This is a genomic window from Shinella sp. NM-101 (assembly GCF_021401195.1).
GTDB lineage: Bacteria > Pseudomonadota > Alphaproteobacteria > Rhizobiales > Rhizobiaceae > Shinella.
On sequence record NZ_JACBFT010000016.1, the window covers coordinates 50086 to 68207 of the forward strand.

An 18122-nucleotide genomic window follows, 5' to 3' on the forward strand; every position below is an offset into this window, starting at 1 on the left:
GCCGATGGTCGCGGCGGGTGGAAGTGACTGAGATGGAATCAAGAAAAGAAGAAAAATCGAGCAAGGAACTGGACGAAGAGGCGCACGCAGCGTGGTCGCGTGCATGGTCTTCGATTTCACCGGAATCGCCCTTGCTCGCGTGGATGGACTGGGCAAGCCATCTCGCGACAAGTCCGGGTAAGCGCGCCGAACTCTCGCGATTGGCGCTTGATCAACTGGAGCGAATCCAGACCATCATCAAGGCAGGACTTTCCCAGAGTGACGATGGTCAGAGTGCTGGCGCCTTGCCACCTTTGTCGGACCGGCGGTTCGCCGACCCCTCATGGGGCCAATGGCCGTTCAACCTGTTCGGACAGTCCTTCGAAATGCAACGTCGCTGGTGGGGAGAGGCCACGCGCGATGTCTGGGGCGTTGACCCGCATCATCAGCGTCTCGTCGCCTTCGGTGTGGAGCAGTGGATGGAGATGCTTTCGCCCAGTAATCTCGCGATGCTTAATCCAGTCGTCATCAGGAAAAGCCTCGATGAAAACGGAGCCAATCTGGCGCGTGGCCTCTCCAACCTGTTCGACGACATCGCGCGCCGAATGGCCAATCAGCCCCCGGCCGGGACGGAGAATTTTGTCGTAGGAAAGGACGTCGCCGCCACGCCGGGCAAGGTCGTGTTCAGGAACCGGCTGATCGAGCTCATCCAGTACGAGCCCACCACGGAAGTGGTCCATCCGGAACCGATCCTGATCGTTCCTGCATGGATCATGAAATACTACATTCTTGATCTGTCGCCCCACAATTCCCTGATCCGCTACCTTGTCGATCAGGGTTTCACCGTCTTCTGCATCTCCTGGAAAAACCCGGATCCCGGCGACCGCGACATGGGCATGGCCGAGTATCTCGACCTTGGTTTCCACGCTGCGCTCTCCACAGTCAACACGATTGCGGCCGGCGCCAGAGTGCATGCGGCTGGCTATTGCCTCGGCGGTACGCTGCTTTCCATCGCTGCGGCCGCCATGGCCCGCGACCTCGACGACAGGCTGGCATCCGTGAGCCTGCTCGCAGCCCAGACGGATTTCAGCGAGCCAGGCGAGCTCGGTCTGCTCATCGACGAAAGCCAGATCGCGCTCCTCGAAGCGCAGATGGCCGAAGTCGGCTACCTGCATGCCGAGCAGATGACGGCGGCCTTCCAGTTGCTACGCTCGTACGACCTGTTTTGGTCGCGCATCATCAATGAGTATCTCTTGGGTGACCGCAGACCGATGAACGATCTGATGGCCTGGAATGCCGACGGCACACGTCTGCCCGCGAAGATGCATTCACAATATCTTCGTCGTCTCTACCTGCAGAACGACCTGGCATCCGGCCGATATCAGGTGGGGGGCAAGCCTATTTCGCTTGGGGATATCAACCTCCCGATATTCTGCGTCGGCACAACCACCGATCACGTTGCGCCATGGCGCTCTGTCTACAAACTGCATCTTCTCACAGCGACGGAGGTCACCTTCGCTCTGACGAATGGAGGTCACAATGCAGGAATCGTCAGTGAGCCGGGCCGCCCGCGGCGCCAGTATCAGGTCAGTAGGCGAGCGCGCGGCGATACCTATGTCTCTCCCGACGATTGGGTGGAGAATACGCCCGTCAAGCCAGGATCTTGGTGGCCGGAATGGGCGGATTGGATGGCCGAGAGGTCTCAAGCGCGCGACGCATCCGCGCGACACTTGAACGCCAGCACGGTCATTACGCCGCTTGCAGACGCGCCAGGCGACTACATCAAAATGTCATAAGAAACGATTGCTTGGAATAGTATTAAAAAATCTATCGCCGCTCCACTCACCTATAAATAGGATACATGGTCAATAAAGCTAGAAAAATCTATGAATCTTGGATTGAAATCCGTCATTTGCGTTACTTTGTTGCATCAGCGGAGCAAGGGAGTTTTCGAAAGGCGGGTAAATCGTTAGAAATACAGGAATCAACCATCAGCAGGTGCGTCCGTGATCTGGAAGATCATATAGGGACGTCACTATTCCACCGTCATAATTTTGGCATTACTCTCACGTTTGCGGGAGAACGATTTCTGCCTCAAGCACGCAGAGTGCTTAGGTTCATTCGGCAGAGCGTCGAAGATTTGGGTAATATCGGGCGTGCGGAGAATGGGCGGCTGAGGATAGGAATATTCTCGTCGATCGCATCGGGATTCCTGGCCGAACTGGTCAGTGCCTACGACAAAAGCCACGCCAAAGTTAAAATAGAGTTCGTCGAAGGCCACCCCGAGCAACACGTAACCGCTATCCGCAAGTTCGAGATGGACGTCGCTTTTCTTACCGGCACTCAGGATTGGCCTGAGTGCGAGACCACTCATTTCTGGTCGGAGCGTGTTTTTGCAGTGTTGCCGGTCGGCCATAACCTTTCAGGACGAGAGAGTTTAGAATGGCCTGATTTGGTATTCGAATCGTTTGTAGTAAGCGATGCGGCCCCTGGCCCAGAGATACGGGATTATCTGGTACGGCGGTTGGCAACTCTTGGCTATCATCCAGATATTCAAGCGCAATATGTAGGTCGAGACAATCTCCTGTCTCTTGTGGCGATCGGGCAGGGTTTGACGATCGTCAGCGAAGCGATGGTTGCTGCTCAGATGCCCGGTATCACCTACCGTCCAATCCTCAACGACATCCTTCCGTTCAGCGCGGTGTGGTCCAGGAGGAATGATAATCCAGCTCTACGACGCCTCCTCAGCATGGCCAGGAAAATGTCACGATCGTTTGTCGCGTGCTTATCGATCGTTGGATACCTTCCGATCTAAGTAGTATGACGCCGGAGCTTTACGAAGGCGCGATCCGTCGCGATGAAGCGTTCCAGCATAGGAACGATTAGCTTTGCTGGATCGGAGACGGATTGGCCAGTTACACGAGAGAGGATCTCGGCATAAGCAGTGAGGTCGCGGTGAAGCTGGGCGGGAAGCTCTATGGCCACCTTCACCGGCTTGTCGTCGGCCAGGGGACCGAGTTTGAGCTTTGTCATGTTCAACTCCTGTAGGGTTCGAGCACAAGGTCGCGGGTAACGATAACCCGGACCGGGAAGCCGGGCCGGATGGTCAGTGTCGGTGCGACCTGAAGCTGACGCTGGACGATCTGCTGTCCGGCCTGATTGATGGTGTCCTGCGCCCCGTCTCGGATGGCTCGGATGAGGCGGTCCTCGTCGTCGGTCGCCAATTCGGTTCCGATGCCGAGTAGCGTGGACAGCCCGGCCGCCTTCATCAGATCCCACCAGTGATAATCGACGCCATCCTCAAGCCCGGCATAGCCCTGCGTGTCGGCGCCGGGCTGGCGTTCGAGGACCATAGATCGGCCGTTCGGGAAGATCAGGCGGTTCCAGACCAGCAGGACCCGCCTTTGGCCAAACTGGACATTGTTGTCGTACTGACCGATGATCCTCGTCCCCTGCGGAACGAGAAGGCTGCGACCGGTCGGACTGTCGTAGATATTTTCCGTCACCTGGGCTGTGATTTGGCCTGGAAGATCGGAGCGTATCCCGGTGATAAGTGCTACCGGGATAACCGCACCGGCCTGGAGCACGAAGGGCGAAGCTGGTGCCATGACGCGATCCAACGAGGTTGTGCGGCGATCGACCGGCCCATTGAGGAAAGCGCTCTGTCGATCCTGCGCGGTTTGCTGGCCGGCTTGACCCGCGAGCCCGGCGAGATCGACACCGGCAAGGCCGGGTGTGGTTGAACCTCCCGGCGCTGCCGGGGTCGTGCCCGGCTGGGTCTGGAAGAAGACGCGCGACGTGCGCGCGGCCTCTTCCTCCGCGATGCGGCGTTGTTCGGCTTGGTCGACCGCCGGCGTCGTGATCGTCGGAGGAACGACGGGCTGGCCTCGGTTCTGCGCGTCCAGAATGGGTCGTCCGAGATCGCCTGGTAAGGGCGGGCCAAGAACAGGGCCGGTGTAGTCTCGCGGCAATCCGGCAAGACCATCCGCGGTCTGGCGGTTGGCTGTCGAGTAAAGCTCCTCTCCGTCGCGGCCGGCGTTCCGGGTCTGGAGTGCGTAAATCAGGGCGCCGCCTATGCCGACCAGAGCGACGGCCGTGACGCTCGCAAGCACCTTGCGCGACAGCCGGGTTACGCGCGGCGGCTCCGCCCGCAGGCGCATTGGAGCGCTCGTATTGCTGTTTGCCTCGCTCATGACGCGGGCCTCCCGTCGGTACGGACAATCCTCACCGTTTGCTGCTTATCACCGCTTCCGAGGCGCAATTCAGCCGCGCCGAACAGACGATCGACGATCAGGATGTGTCGGTGGACGCGGGTGTTGACGATCTGGGCCTCGCCCTCCGGCCCGATCACGAAGATCGGTGGCATCTCGCCTTGGACGATGCCACGCGGAAAGTCGATGTAAACGCGCCGACCGTCGTCATAGACGGAGACGGGCTTCCAGGGCGGGTTGCCGCCGCTCAGGCCGTAGCGGTAGTTGCGGGAGGCGACGGCTGGAATGACCGGCGTTGCCGGAACGGTCTGCCCCTGTCCGCCTCGTGGCTGCGGGTATGCCCACGCCACCGAAGGCATGTAGGGCTTGGCGCCTGAGCGCAGCTCGATCATGTAGACGCGGCGATCGGTCGTTACGACAAGGTTCGTCGATATGTCGACGCGGCTCGGTTTCACGAGGATGTGGACGCGTCGGGTCGGGCCGCTGCCGCTCTCGGTGTCGCCGATGATCCAGCGCGCGGTATCACCGGCCGCGATCGGGCCAGCGTCGGTCAGACTCTCGCCAGGCTCCAGCGCGATGTTGGTGATCTGTCCAGGCGCGGCATAGACCTGATAGAGGGCGCCTTCGGACCATGGGTAGACCTGGATGGCGTTGAAGTAGCCCTCCCGGCGCGGCTGCACCCGCGCTGCGGCGTTGGCGTTCTCGACGCGGGCCGTCGGCGTGGTGGCGGCCGTGCCGCCTTTTGCCGGTGTCCAGCCCGGAGGGGTATGGATCGGGCGCGGTCGATCGTCGGTGACAGCCACGGGCACGGCCGGCAACGCGGGCACGTCGCGGTCGTAAGTGATTTCGGGCGGCTTCTGTGGCGTCGCGCAGCCGGCCAACATAGTGGCGGAAAGAAGCAGAACCGGAAGCACGGATTTACGAAAAGACGGAATGGCGCATTTGCGGAAAGCCGATTTCATTGGCTCATCTCCCGCGACCAGTTGATGGCGTTGACGTAGATTCCCAGCGGATTGACCTTGATCCGCTCGGCGTCGCGCGGTGGCTGGATCACGATGGTCAGGATCGCTGTCCATCGCTGGGTCGTGGAGAGCTGGCCGTTCTCGAAATGCCTCTCTGTCCAGGCGACACGGAAGCTGTCGGGCGATGCGCGTATGACGCTGGAGACCTCGACGGCGATCTGCTGCTTGCCTACCTTTGTGAATGGGTCGTTGGCGCGGGCGTAGTCATTGAGTGCCGCAGCGCCGCGATCCGTCGTCCATTCGTATGCTCGAAGCCAGTTCTGCCGGACGATGATCGGGTCGGCCGGAATGCTCCGCGTCTGTTCGATGAAACGCGCGAGGTGCCAGGCGACTTGCGGATCGGTCGGGCGGAAATCGGCTGTGGCGGGCGCGACCGCCTGCGCCTGGCCGAGATTGTCCACCTGAACAACCCATGGCACGACGGTTCCTCGCGCCGATTGGTAGACCAGGGCGGCGGCAAAGCCGGCCGACAGGATGAGCGAGCCGAACGCCATGGTGCGCCAGTTCTTCGCCTGCACGCGGGCCGAGCCGATACGCTCGTCCCAGACTTGGCTCGCCCTCTGGTACGGTGTTTCTGGTTGGGGTGTCTTGCCGTAATGAACGGCGGGCCTTTTGAAGAGATTCATGAACGGTCACTTTCAGAGAGATTGACGGATGCTCCGGATCCGTGGCTGTCGCCGGAACGGACGGCATGCGCGGCGGCGCTGACGCCGTGAGAGACATGGCGGCCGCGCTTCATGCGCTGGGCCCATGCGGGGGGCTGTTCGGTCGTCGTCGCGGGCGCGACGGAAGAAGGCTCTGCCTCGCCGCCGGCCGACCCCATCGTGGACGTGCCGCCGGTGGCACTGAGCCCGGCGCGGGCGCCGTCGGAAAAACTGGATTTCATGCTCTCGGACGCGCGCGAGGCGGCGCGACGCAAGGGTGATGTGGCGCCTGAACCGGCCGCGCGTGCGACGCCGGACGCCACGCCCGATGCACCGGACTGCCCCATGGAACCGAGCGTATAGGCCGACGATGCCGCCCCGGCGGCCGCTGCTCCGCCACGGGCTACCGCGGCCCCACCGGAAAGGAGGGCTGCTCCTCCCTTCGCGGCAAGCATCGCACCGCCGCCAACGGCGAGCGCGGCGCCGCCCACGGCGAGACCCGTGCCGACTGCGGCGCCTGCGCCAAGCTGCGGACCGCCACTGACGAGGCCGGACGCGATGCCGGGTCCAAAGATACCGAGGCCAACGAGCGAGAGCGCGGCGAGCACGACCGCCATGGCGTCGTCGATGCTCGGTGTCTGCCCACCGAACCCCTGCGTGAACTGGCTAAAGAGCGTCGAGCCGATGCCGACGATGACGGCGAGGACGAGGACCTTGATGCCGCTGGAGATCACGTTGCCGAGCACGCGCTCGGCCATGAAGGCGGTCTTTCCGAACAGGCCGAACGGGATCAGAACAAAGCCGGCCAACGTGGATAATTTGAACTCGATCAACGTCACGAAGAGCTGCACGGACAGGATGAAGAAGGCGAGAATGACGAGCGCCCAGGCGAAAAGCAGGCAGGCGATCTGGATAAAATTCTCGAAGAACGCGATCCAGCCCATCAGATCGGAGATGGATTCGAGCAGCGGCCGTGCCGCGTCGAGGCCGGTCTGCGCCACCTTGCCGGGGCGGAGGAGATCCTGCGCGGTAAAGCCCGTGCCGGAGGCTTTGAGGCCAAGACCTGAAAAGCTGTCGAAGACGATCTTCGCGAGGTTGTTCCAGTTGGAGATCAGATAGGCGAACACACCGACGAACAGCGTCTTCTTGACGAGACGTGCGATGATGTCGTCATCGGCGCCCCAGCTCCAGAACAGCGCCGCGAGAGTGACATCGATGACGATCAGCGTGGTCGCGATGAAGGCCACCTCGCCGCTGAGCATGCCGAAGCCGCTGTCGATGTATTGGGTGAATGTTCCAAGAAAGCTGTCGATTACCCCTGAGCCGCCCATGGATCACCGCCTGTCGTCTGACGACGGCGATACAGGCGCAGCCGGACGGCCGAGGAAGCGATCACGTGTCTCGGCCCAGACGCGCAGGCATTCGCTGTCGCTCGCGGCCGTTGCCCCAAGCTGCTGGCACCGGCGCTGGCCCTCGCGCAGCGGATCGCGCGCGGGCTCGACGATAGGCGCCGACGGTCCCGCCGGCTCCTCATCCTTGCGGGTCATCTCGACGACCGCCGCCGTGATGGCGATGGCGACGAAGACCACAGCGGCCAGCCGGGCCAGCATCTTGCTGTCCATGACGGTGCTCCTTTCCGGCCTCAATTGCCGTTGAACATCCGCGCGCTGCCGGCCTGATAGCCGGAACCGGGCGTCAGGAAGCGGCGGCGCTGCTCACGCCCCTGCTCGGCTGCTGCGGAGCGCTCGGCCTCCGTCAGCGCGCCCGAACGGCCGTTGGCTGCGAGCAGCGCGACGAGATCGGAGAGCTGCTGCGACTGGAGGGCGAGGAGCTGGTTGCCGGCCTGAGTCGCCTGAAGCGCGCCGGTCGCGCCCTGGCTCTGGTTCACCAGTTCGCTCATCTGCGTGCGGTTGGTGTCGATGTTACCGACGACGCCTGCCTGGACGCGCATCGCGTCCTGCAGGCTTCCGACGGTGTTCTGCCAGCGGCTGCGCGCGGCGCTGACGAGCTGCTGATCGCTCGCCGACATCGAGACGGTGCCGTATTGCTGCTGGAACATCTGGTCGATGTTCTGCACGTCGAAGGCGATGTTCTGCGCCTGCTTCAGGAGCTGCTGGGTCTTCTGAACATTCTGCTGAAGCGTCTGGAGCGAGGAGAACGGCAGATTCGCGAGATTGCGCGCCTGGTTGATGAGCATGGTCGCTTCATTCTGAAGCGAGGTGATCTGATGGTTGATCTGCTCAAGCGTACGCGCGGCAGTCAGGACATTCTGCGCGTAGTTGGTGGGGTCGTAGACGATCCTCCAGGCATAGACCGGCGACATCGCAAACGGCGACATCGCGAGCGGCATAGCCGCCAGCATGGACGCTGCGAGGACCGCGGAGGATTTGCGAAGACGACGGACGATCATGGCTAAAGCTCCTTTTCGGGCTGGGGGGTGAGCGTTTGAAAACCGGGAAGAAGATCGATGGCCCAGCCGACGTCGCGGGCATCGAGCCATGCGGGGAGAAAGCCGTCGCGGCCGTGTTCGGCGACGAGGTTGGCGATCAGCGTCTGGTCGGATTTCGAGGACGCGGCGCAGAGCGCGAGGCCGAGTTCGGAAAGGCCGAGCTCGAACAGGCGATTTCCGCGGCGCGACTGGCAGTAGTAGTCCCGCTTGGGGGTCGCCCGCGCGAGGATCTCGATCTGGCGGTCGTTGAGGCCGAACCGCCTGTAGATCGCCGTGATCTGCGGTTCGATGGCTCGTTCGTTCGGCAGCAGCAGCCGAGTCGGGCAGCTCTCGATGATCGCCGGCGCGATGTCTGAATTGTCGATATCGGACAGCGACTGCGTAGCGAAGATGACCGAGGCGTTCTTCTTTCTGAGCGTCTTCAGCCATTCGCGGAGCTGGCCGGCGAAGCCCTCGTCATCGAGGGCAAGCCATCCCTCGTCGATGATGAGCAAGGTCGGGCGGCCGTCCAGCCGGTCGCCGATGCGATGGAACAGGTAGGCGAGCACGGCGGGCGCGGCGCCCGTACCCACAAGGCCCTCGATCTCGAACGCCTGCACGTCGGCCGAGCCAAGATGTTCGGTCTCCGCGTCGAGCGGCCGACCATAGGGGCCGCCGACGCAATAGGGACGAAGCGCCTGCTTGAGATCGTTCGACTGGAGCAGAACGTTGAGGCCCGTGATCGTCCGTTCCTCGATCGGCGCGGATGCGAGCGAGGTCAACGCGGTCCAGATGTGCTCCTTCGCCTCGGGCGTAATCGTGATGCCCTCACGGGACAGGATCGCGACGATCCAGTCGGCGGCCCAGGCGCGCTCATAGGTGTCATGAATGCGGGCGAGCGGCTGGAGGGAGACCGAGACATCGGAGCCTTCGGTAAGGCCGCCACCAAGATCATGCCAGTCGCCGCCCATGGCTAGCGCGGCCGCCCGGATCGACCCGCCGAAATCGAACGCGAAGACCTGGCTGCGTGGGTAGCGGCGGAACTGCAAAGCCATGAGGGCGAGCAGCACGGACTTGCCCGCGCCGGTCGGGCCGACCACCAGGGTATGGCCGACGTCGCCGACATGCAGAGACAACCGGAACGGGGTCGAGCCTTCGGTCTTGCCGTAAAGCAAGGGGGGCGCATTGAAGTGCTCGTCCCGTTCCGGCCCCGCCCACACGGCGCTCAGGGGGATCATGTGGGCGAGATTGAGTGTCGAGATCGGCGGCTGGCGGACATTGGCGTAGGCATGGCCCGGCAAGCTGCCGAGCCATGCGTCAACGGCGTTCACGGTCTCGATCATGGCCGTGAAGTCGCGACCCTGAATGACCTTCTCGACCAGCCGCAGTTTCTCGTCGGCAAGGCGCGCGTCGGCGTCCCAGACGGTGATGGTCGCCGTGACGTAGGCCAGCCCGGCCACGTCGGCGCCGAGCTCCTGTAGCGCGAGATCGGCGTCCGCCGCCTTGTTCGCCGCGTCAGTGTCCACGAGCACGGACCGCTCGTTGGTCATCACTTCCTTCAGGATCGCCGCAATGCTCTTGCGCTTGGCGAACCACTGCCGGCGGATCTTGGTCAGGAGTTTCGTCGCGTCGGTCTTGTCGAGCAGGATCGCGCGCGTCGACCAGCGATATGGAAAGGCCAGCCGGTTGAGGTCGTCGAGCAACCCGGGCGTCGTTGCCGTCGGGAACCCGATGATAGTTAGAATGCGCAGGTTCTGGTCGCCAAGGCGCGGTTCCAGCCCGCCGGTCAGCGGCTGGTCGGCCAGAAGCGCATCGAGGTAGACCGGGGTTTCGGGGACGCGGACGCGGTGACGCTTCGTCGAAATCGTCGAATGCAGGTAGGTCAGCGTCTCGCCATCATCGAGCCAGCGGCAGGACGGCATGAAGCCGTCGAGAAGCGCCAGCACGCGGTCGGTGCGATCGGTGAAGGCCCGCAGGATCTCGTGCGGATCGATGCCCGAACGTTCGCGGCCTTCGTACAGCCAGGACTCGGTGCGTGCGGCTTCCTCCGCTGGCGGAAGGAACAAGAAGGTCAGGAAGTAGCTGGAGACGAAATGGGCGCCCGCTTCCTCGAACCCCGCCTTGCGCTCGGCATCGACCAGGCCGGAAGCCGGATCGGGGAAACTGCTGTCCGGATAGGTGTCGGCTTCGTGACGCTGCGCTTCGACGAAGATGCTCCAGCCCAAGCCAAGCCTACGGAAGGCGTTGTTGATACGGCTGGCGACGGCGACCAGCTCGGCCGCGACGGCGGAATCAAGATCGGGACCGCGGAACTTCGCGGTGCGCTGGAACGATCCGTCCTTGTTGAGCACGACGCCTGTAGCAACGAGCGCGACCCAGGGCAGATAGTCCGCAAGACGCGATGCTGAGCCGCGATATTCGGCAAGGTTCATCATCGGCAGCGCCTCCCTCAGACCGCGAGGAAAGCCGGGATGCGCAGGTGCCTGCGGCCGACCTCGACAAAGAGCGGGTCACGGCGGGCGGCCCAGACGGCGATGAAATGGCCGATTGCCCAGATTGCGATCCCGACCAGCCAGAGCCGCAGGCCCAAGCCGACCGCTCCGGCCAGCGTGCCGTTCATGATGGCGATCGATCGCGGGGCGCCGCCGAGCAGGATGTGCTCGGTCAGAGCGCGGTGGACCGGCACCGTGTAACCCGGCACCTCGTCCAATTGTTCGAACGCGACCGCCATCAGACGAGCGCTCCGCCGCCAAAGGAGAAGAACGACAGGAAGAAGCTCGACGCGGCGAATGCGATCGAGAGGCCGAAGACGATCTGGATCAGCCTACGGAAGCCGCCACTCGTATCGCCAAAGGCGAGCGCAAGGCCCGTCGCGATGATGATGATCACCGCGACGATCTTGGCGACCGGCCCTTCGATCGACTGGAGGATCTGCTGAAGGGGTTGCTCCCAGGGCATCGATGAGCCGGAGGCATAGGCTGGCGACGTGGCGGCCAGCATCATGATGGTGAGGAGCGCAGTCGATGCGGAGAGACGCTTGTAGGCACCGCGCATGAGCGAGCCGACCGGCGGCTCCCGATGGGCGGGGATCGTGGACAGGACGGGCGGGTTGGTGACATCCGGAATGGCGGGCGAATTCATTCAGCTTCTCCGTTCGGGGTGGTTGCGGGGGTGATGCGGTAATCGCCGTCCGGGCCGAGCCCTTCGACGCGGGCGAGCTCGGCCAGCCGGCGGGCGGAACCACGACCGGAGAGGACGGCGACGAGATCGATCGTCTCGGCGATCAGCGCGCGCGGGACGGTGACGACGGCCTCCTGGATGAGTTGCTCGAGGCGGCGCAGCGCGCCGATGCCGGAACCGGCATGGATCGTGCCGATGCCGCCGGGGTGGCCGGTGCCCCACGCCTTGAGAAGGTCGAGGGCTTCGGAGCCCCGTACCTCGCCGATCGGAATACGATCGGGTCGCAGGCGCAGCGAGGAGCGGACGAGATCCGAGAGCGTCGCCACGCCGTCCTTCGTCCGCATCGAGACGAGGTTCGGCGCGGCGCATTGCAGCTCGCGCGTGTCCTCGATGATAACGACGCGATCGGCGCCCTTCGCCACTTCGGCGAGCAGTGCGTTCGTGAGTGTGGTCTTGCCCGTCGATGTGCCGCCCGCGACGAGAATGTTGGCGCGGGATGCGACAGCCATTCGCAGCGCGATGGCCTGATCGGCGGTCATGATGCCCGCCGCCACGTAGTCGTCGAGCGTGAACACGGCGACGGCGGGCTTACGGATGGCGAAAGCTGGAGACGCGACGACGGGAGGGAGCAAGCCTTCAAACCGTTCGCCGGTTTCGGGCAGTTCGGCCGATACACGCGGGGAGCGCGCATGCACTTCGGCGCCGACATGGTGCGCGACCAGGCGCACGATGCGTTCGCCATCAGCGGGCGTCATTGTCTCGCCGGTATCGGCCAGCCCTTCGGAAAGCCGATCCACCCAGATGCGGCCATCGGGGTTCAGCATGACCTCGACCACGGCCGGTTCCTCCAGAAACCGGGCGATGGCGGGTCCGAGCGCGGTGCGCAGCATGCGAGCGCCGCGCTGGATCGCTTCCTGTCTCTGGTGAGTGGATGCCATATCGTCCCCATTTCTCGTGGGGACGCGACAGATGACCCCCGGATCGGGGATGATTAAAAGGGCCCGGAATTAGGCTGATTCAACAAGTTTCGGTCGTAGTAGTAGTGTGGCGTGCAAATACAGGAGAACGGCGGCGCGGCCCTATTCTTGAACTTGTCGATCCCGCCCCCAGATGCCGCGCGCGAGGAGGTCAGGTGTCCGATTCGGGCTTATCCTCCGAAATCTCCTGCCGCAGCTTCGGCCCCTGCGCCAAGCGTCGACCCAGCGCCGTAATGAACGCTTCGTAACGCTCGCTGGATTTCGCTCGCGCCGCCTGCGCCGCCGGCTCCGGGAGGGCGGGCGTCGTGGTGATCCAGAAGCGGATGAACACCGCCAGGGTCTCCACCGCGATGCCGACATCGCGTTCGAGGCGTGTCATTCGACGATCGAGCTGGTCGAGGCGTTTTGAAAAGATGGCTTCGCGCCGTTCGGCGTCGTCCGGCGAGAGGAAGGACGCGATGGCTGCCTCGGCGATCATGGACTGTGATTGCTCGCGGCGTGCGGCGAAATCTGCCAGCGTCTTTTCGACCTCGGGGTCGAGATAGATCGTTGTCTTTCTCTTTTTTCGGCGAACGGTCATGGTGGCTACAGCTCCATGCCGTCGTTGGGATCAAGAGAGACCTGCCGTGCGATGCCCTGCATCTGCCGGATCATGCGACGGTTCCCCACGGCCTCCTCTTCGGCGTCATCCGGGAGGTCGATCTCGAATTCGTTTTCGATGGGCGCCTTTTTCTCAACCGGCTTTACGCGGCTCAGCTCGGGTTGCAGCCGACGTTCGGAACTGGTGGTGTCCTCATCGTCCGAGGAGGCCGCGGTCGTCGCGATCTCTTCCGGGCGCGGTGGTATCGGCAGGCTGCTCCAGTCGTCCGGGCCGGTGCTGTCAGGTCGTTTCGGCTCCGGCGGCGCCAGCACCCGCTCCTTGAAGCGGGCATCCTCGTAATAGCGCGCCTTCTTCGCCCGGATCGGCGGGATGCCGGCGACCATGACGATCTCGTCGGTCGGCGGAAGCTGCATGATCTCGCCTGGCGTCAGCAACTGACGGGCGGTCTCCGAGCGCGACACCATCAGATGGCCTAACCACGGCGACAGGCGGTGGCCGGCGTAGTTCTTCATGGCCTTCATTTCGGTGGCTGTGCCCAGCGCGTCCGAGACGCGCTTGGCGGTGCGTTCGTCGTTCGTGGCGAAGCTGACCCGGACATGGCAATTGTCGAGGATCGAGTTGTTCGGGCCATAGGCCTTTTCGATCTGGTTGAGGCTCTGCGCGATCAGGAACGCTTTGAGTCCGTAGCCCGCCATGAAGGCCAGCGCGCTTTCGAAGAAGTCGAGCCTGCCGAGGGCTGGAAACTCGTCGAGCATCAGCAAGAGACGATGCCGCCCGACCTTGGCCTGCAGGTCCTCGGTTAGGCGCCGCCCGATCTGGTTGAGCAACAACCGGATCAACGGCTTGGTGCGATTGATGTCGGAGGGCGGCACGACGAGGTAGAGCGTCGTGGGATGCTCGCCGCCCACGATGTCGCTGATCCGCCAGTCGCAGCGGCGCGTCACCGCAGCGACCACCGGGTCACGATAGAGGCCGAGGAAGGACATCGCCGTCGAGAGCACGCCCGAACGCTCGTTGTCGGATTTGTTCAGTAGCTCGCGCGCCGCGCTGGCGACGACGGGGTGCGGACCGGCTTCGCCGAGATGCGCAGTCTTCATCATCGACCTCAGCGTCGACTCGACAGGCCGCTTTGGGTCGGAAAGGAAGTTGGCGACGCCCGCGAGGGTCTTTTCCGGCTCGGCATATAGGACGTGAAGGATCGCGCCGACCAGAAGCGAATGGCTGGTTTTTTCCCAGTGGTTCCGTTTGTCCAGGCTACCCTCGGGATCGACCAGGATGTCGGCGATGTTCTGGACATCGCGAACCTCCCATTCACCGCGCCTGACCTCGAGCAGCGGGTTATATGCCGATGATTCCGGATTGGTCGGATCGAAGAGCAGCACCCTGCCGTGCCGGGATCGGAACCCGGCCGTGAGCGTCCAGTTCTCCCCCTTGATGTCGTGAACGATGGCCGAGCCGGGCCAGGTGAGAAGCGAGGGCACGACGAGGCCGACGCCCTTGCCCGAACGGGTCGGCGCAAAGCACAGCACATGCTCGGCGCCATCGTGCCGCAGATAGTCGCGCTCGTATCGACCGAGAACGACTCCGTCCGGACCGAGCAGGCCGGCGTCGCGGATCTCCTGATCCTGCGCCCAGCGCGCCGAGCCGTAGGTGGCGACATTCTTCGCCTCGCGCGCACGCCAGACCGACATGCCGATTGCGACGGCGATCGCAATGAAGCCACCCGACGCGGCGATCACGCCGCCCACGGCGAAGATGCCTGGGGCGTAGGCGTCGTAGAAATACCACCACCACATGATGGCGGCCGGAAAGTAGACCGGCACGCCGAACAGCGTGAACCACGGCTCGCCGAGCTGCGCCTGATAGCCGAGGCTCCACGCGACATACTGCGTCGCGCCCCAGACGGTGGTGAGGACGATCGCAAACACGATCAGGATCTGTCCCCAAAGGATTTTGGTGGCGGACATGGCGATAATCCTTTCTGACTGAGGTTAGAGGCCGAGCCCGCGCTTCCGACCGAAATCCCAGTCGACGCCGCCGTCGTCGCGCGAGACGCCGGAGACGTGGCGGCCGATCTGCTTTTCGAGCGAGGGAGACCAGGGCACGAGCTGGAAGCCGAGGCCGTCGTCGATCATGGCGAAGCGGCCGGAGGCGAGTGCAAAGCGCTGGCGATAGGAGCCGGCGACATATTCGCCTGTCCCGGCCTGAGCGAACGGCAGCCCGGTCTCGGCGGCGAGCTTTTCTCCGAGCGCATTGACCTCACGGTCGCGCAGCGTGTTGAGCAGGCGGCGTGCGAAGACGATGCGTCCGCCCTGACGATCGGCGAGCCCCTCACCGATCAGATGCTCGGCGCGTTCTTCCATGGCCTGGCGGACTTCCGAGCCAAAGCCACCTTCGGAAAGCGCGACCGGCTCACGGGCGATGGCCTGCCGGTCGAGCCAGGTGGCGCCGGTCGCGTTCACCTGGGCGCCGAGATCGAGATCGGACCTAACGGCGAGCGCCACCCGACGCTGACCCTGCGCATCCTCATAGGCGCGCAGCTCGACGATCGAGCCGGGCGGGCTGTCGCCGGCTGCGTCGAGGTGCGGCAGCCGGATGTGATGCGTACGGCCGTCCACACCGTCGACGACGGCGTAGGCGGACCCTTTCAGCTCGTCGTCAAGGCCACGCTCGACCAGTCGGCCGACGACGGGCACGTCGAGGCTTTCGCCGGCCAGCACGTAGCTCGCAGATCCGCGTTCGATGCCGCGCTCGGTCAGCGCGCGGTGCATACGTTTGATGATGTCGCCGCGTTCGCCGAGTTCGCGCAGGACGGTTTCCGCTTCCGGCTTGATGAACCATTGGGAGTGGCCTACCTGCCCGGCGACGCCGAGGGTTTCGAGCGTGCGCAGGCGGCCGACCTTCAGCGCATGAAACTCGTCAGGCTGGCGATCTGCGAGCGGGGCGAGATCGATGATGCCGGACTTGCCGGCGTCGCGGACGAGTTGCCGATCGAGCTGGGTCCACCGCTCTGCCGTGATCTGGCTTTCGAGGCTGCGGCGGATATCAAGGTCGGTGCGTGGCCCCAGCTCATGGCTGATGAGATCGCGCGCGCGGTCACGCATCCCCTCTTTGATGTAGTCGCGGGAGATCACGAGGTCCTGGCCGTCGTCCCGCACGCCCCGCACGATAAGATGGATATGCGGATGCTGCGTATTCCAGTGATCGACGGCCACCCAGTCGAGCCGCGTGCCGAGATCTTTTTCCATCTGGCCGACGAGATCGCGGATGAACGATCGAAGGTCGGACATGTCGGGAGCATCGTCAGGCGATACGATGAACCGGAAATGATGCCGGTCGTCTCCGCAGCGCTCGGCGAAGGCTCGCCCATCGGCGTCCTCGGTTCCGGGCCCGAACAATCGGGCCTTCTCGCCGTCACGGGTCACACCGTCGCGACGCAGATAATCGAGATGCGTCCCCAGCGGCGCGGACCGTGGGCTGTGGCGGACCACGCGCGCCTTGACGACGGCGCCGCGGGTCCGCGACGTGATCAGGCGATTGGCCTGGATGCTGGCGCGCTGGCCACGGCCGAAGCGGGATCGATTGCCCGAGGTGACGCGGCCGGACCGTGAGACGCCGCCGCCTGCCTTCTTCGCAGCGGCGAGCGCCTGCGCGACAAAGGGACGAGCCTGCTGCGCGCGGGTGGATCGGATGCGCCCGGGACGGACGCGGAATTCGCGTTCATCGGACATGACGCATCTCCGCGCGGTGCGAAACACCACGCAAAAACAGTAAGATGGGCGTGCGGCGCACGGTGCGCGAATACGCTGCACGGTGCGGAACGCGCCAAAAACATGAACAAAAACAACCGACCGACGGACGCGCACCGTGCGCCCTTTTATCCTGCCATCGTCCGGTCGCTGCGCCTGCCCCCACCCCCGGCGTTCTCCATGGCACGCCAGAGCCCGAGGGGATGCACCTTGATGGCGGGCCGCTCATGGCCGGCCTCCCGCTGCATTGCCCGCGACAAACAGCTCTTGGCGTTGCAAGGCGGTGATCGAATCCTGGGTCGCCGTGAGGGATGGGAGCGCGTCGTCTGACGCGCGGTCTCCCTGCGCTGGACTGGCGGCAGAAGTGCCACCCTCGCGCACGACGAAGATCCCCGCCTCGCGCCAATTGGGCGGTCGCGGGATCATGGAGCCGCCGTTCAAGGGCCGCTCGCCTCGCAGCGCGGGCGCAAGCGAAGCGACGTAGGCCCGCGTCTCGGCAGGCAAAGGGCGACCTTTCGAGCGATGCTCGTCGTAGCGCGCCGGGCCGGCATTGTAGGCGGCGAGCATGGCTGCGACGTCGCCGTAGCGGTCCCACATTTCGCGCAGGTACGCTGTACCGGCAAGGATGTTGTCGCGAGGATCATAGGGATCGCGGCCAAGGCCGTGGCGAGTGCGAAGCTCGGCCCATGTGTCGGGCATGAGCTGCATCAAGCCCATCGCGCCCGCCGACGATACGGCGCGCACATCGCCCGCGCTTTCGGCAGCCATCACGGCGACGATCCAGGCTGCCGGGACGCCGAAGCGTCGCGACGCCTCGGTGATGTTCGCGGCGTGCGGATGCGCCGACGCGGCTCCGACGGTGGACGGAACCTGCGCCAGAACAGCGGGCGTTTCGGCCGCGGCGAAGGTCAGGCCGGAAAGAAGAAGGAGGAGCGCTGAGCGCCGGACGGCGGTCGAGCCGCCGGCGCTGGCGCGGTGCTGGACCGCCGCCATTCAGTCCTCCTTCCGCTTCTTGGAAGTGAGGTTGGTGTGCAGGCCCCAGGCGGAGCCGTCGTCACCGGCGCGGAAGAGGTTGGCGCGCAGAGTGCCGCCGAACAACGGGCTGTAGATCTCGACGGAGAAGAATTCGCCGGCGCGATCTCCGACGGCCGCCCAGGCGGCGCCGATCGGTAGCCCGTCCTCGTCGCCGAGCAGGACGCGATAGGCTGGAGCGTTCTTGGCCTCCGAAGGCTCGGCGGCGACGAAGGTGATTTCCTCGTCGATGCCAAGCGCCCTGAACCGCCCTTCGAAGCCTGATTCCGTACGTGTGAAAAGTCCGATGTTGGCCATGA

At 64.2% G+C, this 18122-nt stretch carries 18 protein-coding genes; 2 read left to right on the plus strand and 16 right to left on the minus strand.

What is annotated here, in order from left to right; all coding sequences use genetic code 11:
- Positions 1 to 32: 32 nt before the first annotated feature.
- Complete coding sequence (locus L0976_RS22965) at positions 33 to 1775, plus strand: alpha/beta hydrolase (RefSeq protein ID WP_064332039.1); 1743 nt, start codon at positions 33 to 35, stop codon at positions 1773 to 1775.
- Between the two features lie 65 nt (positions 1776 to 1840).
- A complete protein-coding gene (locus tag L0976_RS22970; RefSeq protein WP_094543410.1) occupies positions 1841 to 2794 on the plus strand; it encodes a LysR family transcriptional regulator in 954 nt (317 codons plus the stop codon).
- Here the strand turns inward: L0976_RS22970 and L0976_RS22975 are convergent.
- From L0976_RS22975 to L0976_RS23050, 16 genes are all read right to left on the minus strand, one after another.
- Positions 2791 to 3012, minus strand: a complete 222-nt coding sequence (locus tag L0976_RS22975; protein WP_094543411.1) for a DUF2274 domain-containing protein — start codon at positions 3010 to 3012, stop codon at positions 2791 to 2793. The genes L0976_RS22970 and L0976_RS22975 overlap by 4 nt on opposite strands.
- A gap of 2 nt (positions 3013 to 3014) precedes the next feature.
- Positions 3015 to 4172 (minus strand): TrbI/VirB10 family protein, encoded by a 1158-nt coding sequence (locus L0976_RS22980; RefSeq protein ID WP_094543413.1) that lies wholly within the window; start codon positions 4170 to 4172, stop codon positions 3015 to 3017.
- A complete protein-coding gene (gene trbG / locus L0976_RS22985) occupies positions 4169 to 5152 on the minus strand; it encodes a P-type conjugative transfer protein TrbG (protein ID WP_203316577.1) in 984 nt (327 codons plus the stop codon). Before trbG ends, L0976_RS22980 begins: the two co-directional genes overlap by 4 nt.
- Complete coding sequence (gene trbF, locus L0976_RS22990) at positions 5149 to 5838, minus strand: conjugal transfer protein TrbF (RefSeq protein WP_094543414.1); 690 nt, start codon at positions 5836 to 5838, stop codon at positions 5149 to 5151. The genes trbG and trbF overlap by 4 nt, the downstream gene beginning before the upstream one ends.
- On the minus strand, positions 5835 to 7187 hold the full coding sequence (trbL, locus tag L0976_RS22995; RefSeq protein WP_094543416.1) for a P-type conjugative transfer protein TrbL: 1353 nt from the start codon (positions 7185 to 7187) through the stop codon (positions 5835 to 5837). Before trbL ends, trbF begins: the two co-directional genes overlap by 4 nt.
- Before the next feature lie 3 nt (positions 7188 to 7190).
- A complete protein-coding gene (gene trbK-alt / locus L0976_RS23000) occupies positions 7191 to 7478 on the minus strand; it encodes a putative entry exclusion protein TrbK-alt (RefSeq protein WP_094543417.1) in 288 nt (95 codons plus the stop codon).
- A 20-nt stretch (positions 7479 to 7498) separates the two neighbouring features.
- Positions 7499 to 8266 (minus strand): P-type conjugative transfer protein TrbJ, encoded by a 768-nt coding sequence (trbJ, locus tag L0976_RS23005; RefSeq protein WP_179253468.1) that lies wholly within the window; start codon positions 8264 to 8266, stop codon positions 7499 to 7501.
- A gap of 2 nt (positions 8267 to 8268) precedes the next feature.
- Positions 8269 to 10719: a conjugal transfer protein TrbE gene (gene trbE / locus L0976_RS23010; protein ID WP_094543419.1), complete on the minus strand. Its 2451-nt coding sequence runs from the start codon at positions 10717 to 10719 to the stop codon at positions 8269 to 8271.
- Between the two features lie 14 nt (positions 10720 to 10733).
- On the minus strand, positions 10734 to 11015 hold the full coding sequence (locus L0976_RS23015; protein WP_035224601.1) for a VirB3 family type IV secretion system protein: 282 nt from the start codon (positions 11013 to 11015) through the stop codon (positions 10734 to 10736).
- Positions 11015 to 11338 carry a TrbC/VirB2 family protein gene (locus L0976_RS23020; protein ID WP_094543461.1) on the minus strand — a complete coding sequence of 108 codons (324 nt, stop codon included), beginning with the start codon at positions 11336 to 11338 and terminating at the stop codon, positions 11015 to 11017. The genes L0976_RS23015 and L0976_RS23020 overlap by 1 nt, the downstream gene beginning before the upstream one ends.
- An 83-nt stretch (positions 11339 to 11421) precedes the next feature.
- On the minus strand, positions 11422 to 12402 hold the full coding sequence (trbB, locus tag L0976_RS23025) for a P-type conjugative transfer ATPase TrbB (RefSeq protein WP_094543421.1): 981 nt from the start codon (positions 12400 to 12402) through the stop codon (positions 11422 to 11424).
- Between the two features lie 190 nt (positions 12403 to 12592).
- Positions 12593 to 13021: a CopG family transcriptional regulator gene (locus L0976_RS23030; protein WP_094543422.1), complete on the minus strand. Its 429-nt coding sequence runs from the start codon at positions 13019 to 13021 to the stop codon at positions 12593 to 12595.
- A 5-nt stretch (positions 13022 to 13026) separates the two neighbouring features.
- Positions 13027 to 15009, minus strand: a complete 1983-nt coding sequence (locus L0976_RS23035) for a conjugal transfer protein TraG (RefSeq protein ID WP_203316578.1) — start codon at positions 15007 to 15009, stop codon at positions 13027 to 13029.
- Between the two features lie 24 nt (positions 15010 to 15033).
- Positions 15034 to 16773 carry a VirD2 family relaxase/mobilization nuclease gene (locus L0976_RS23040; protein ID WP_094543425.1) on the minus strand — a complete coding sequence of 580 codons (1740 nt, stop codon included), beginning with the start codon at positions 16771 to 16773 and terminating at the stop codon, positions 15034 to 15036.
- Positions 16774 to 17016: 243 nt separating this feature from the next.
- Positions 17017 to 17784, minus strand: coding sequence for a lytic transglycosylase domain-containing protein (locus L0976_RS23045; RefSeq protein WP_094543426.1), 768 nt, complete (start codon positions 17782 to 17784; stop codon positions 17017 to 17019).
- Entirely contained in the window at positions 17785 to 18120 is a 336-nt protein-coding gene (locus L0976_RS23050; RefSeq protein ID WP_094543428.1) for a DUF736 domain-containing protein, read from the minus strand.
- Between the last annotated feature and the right edge of the window lie 2 nt (positions 18121 to 18122).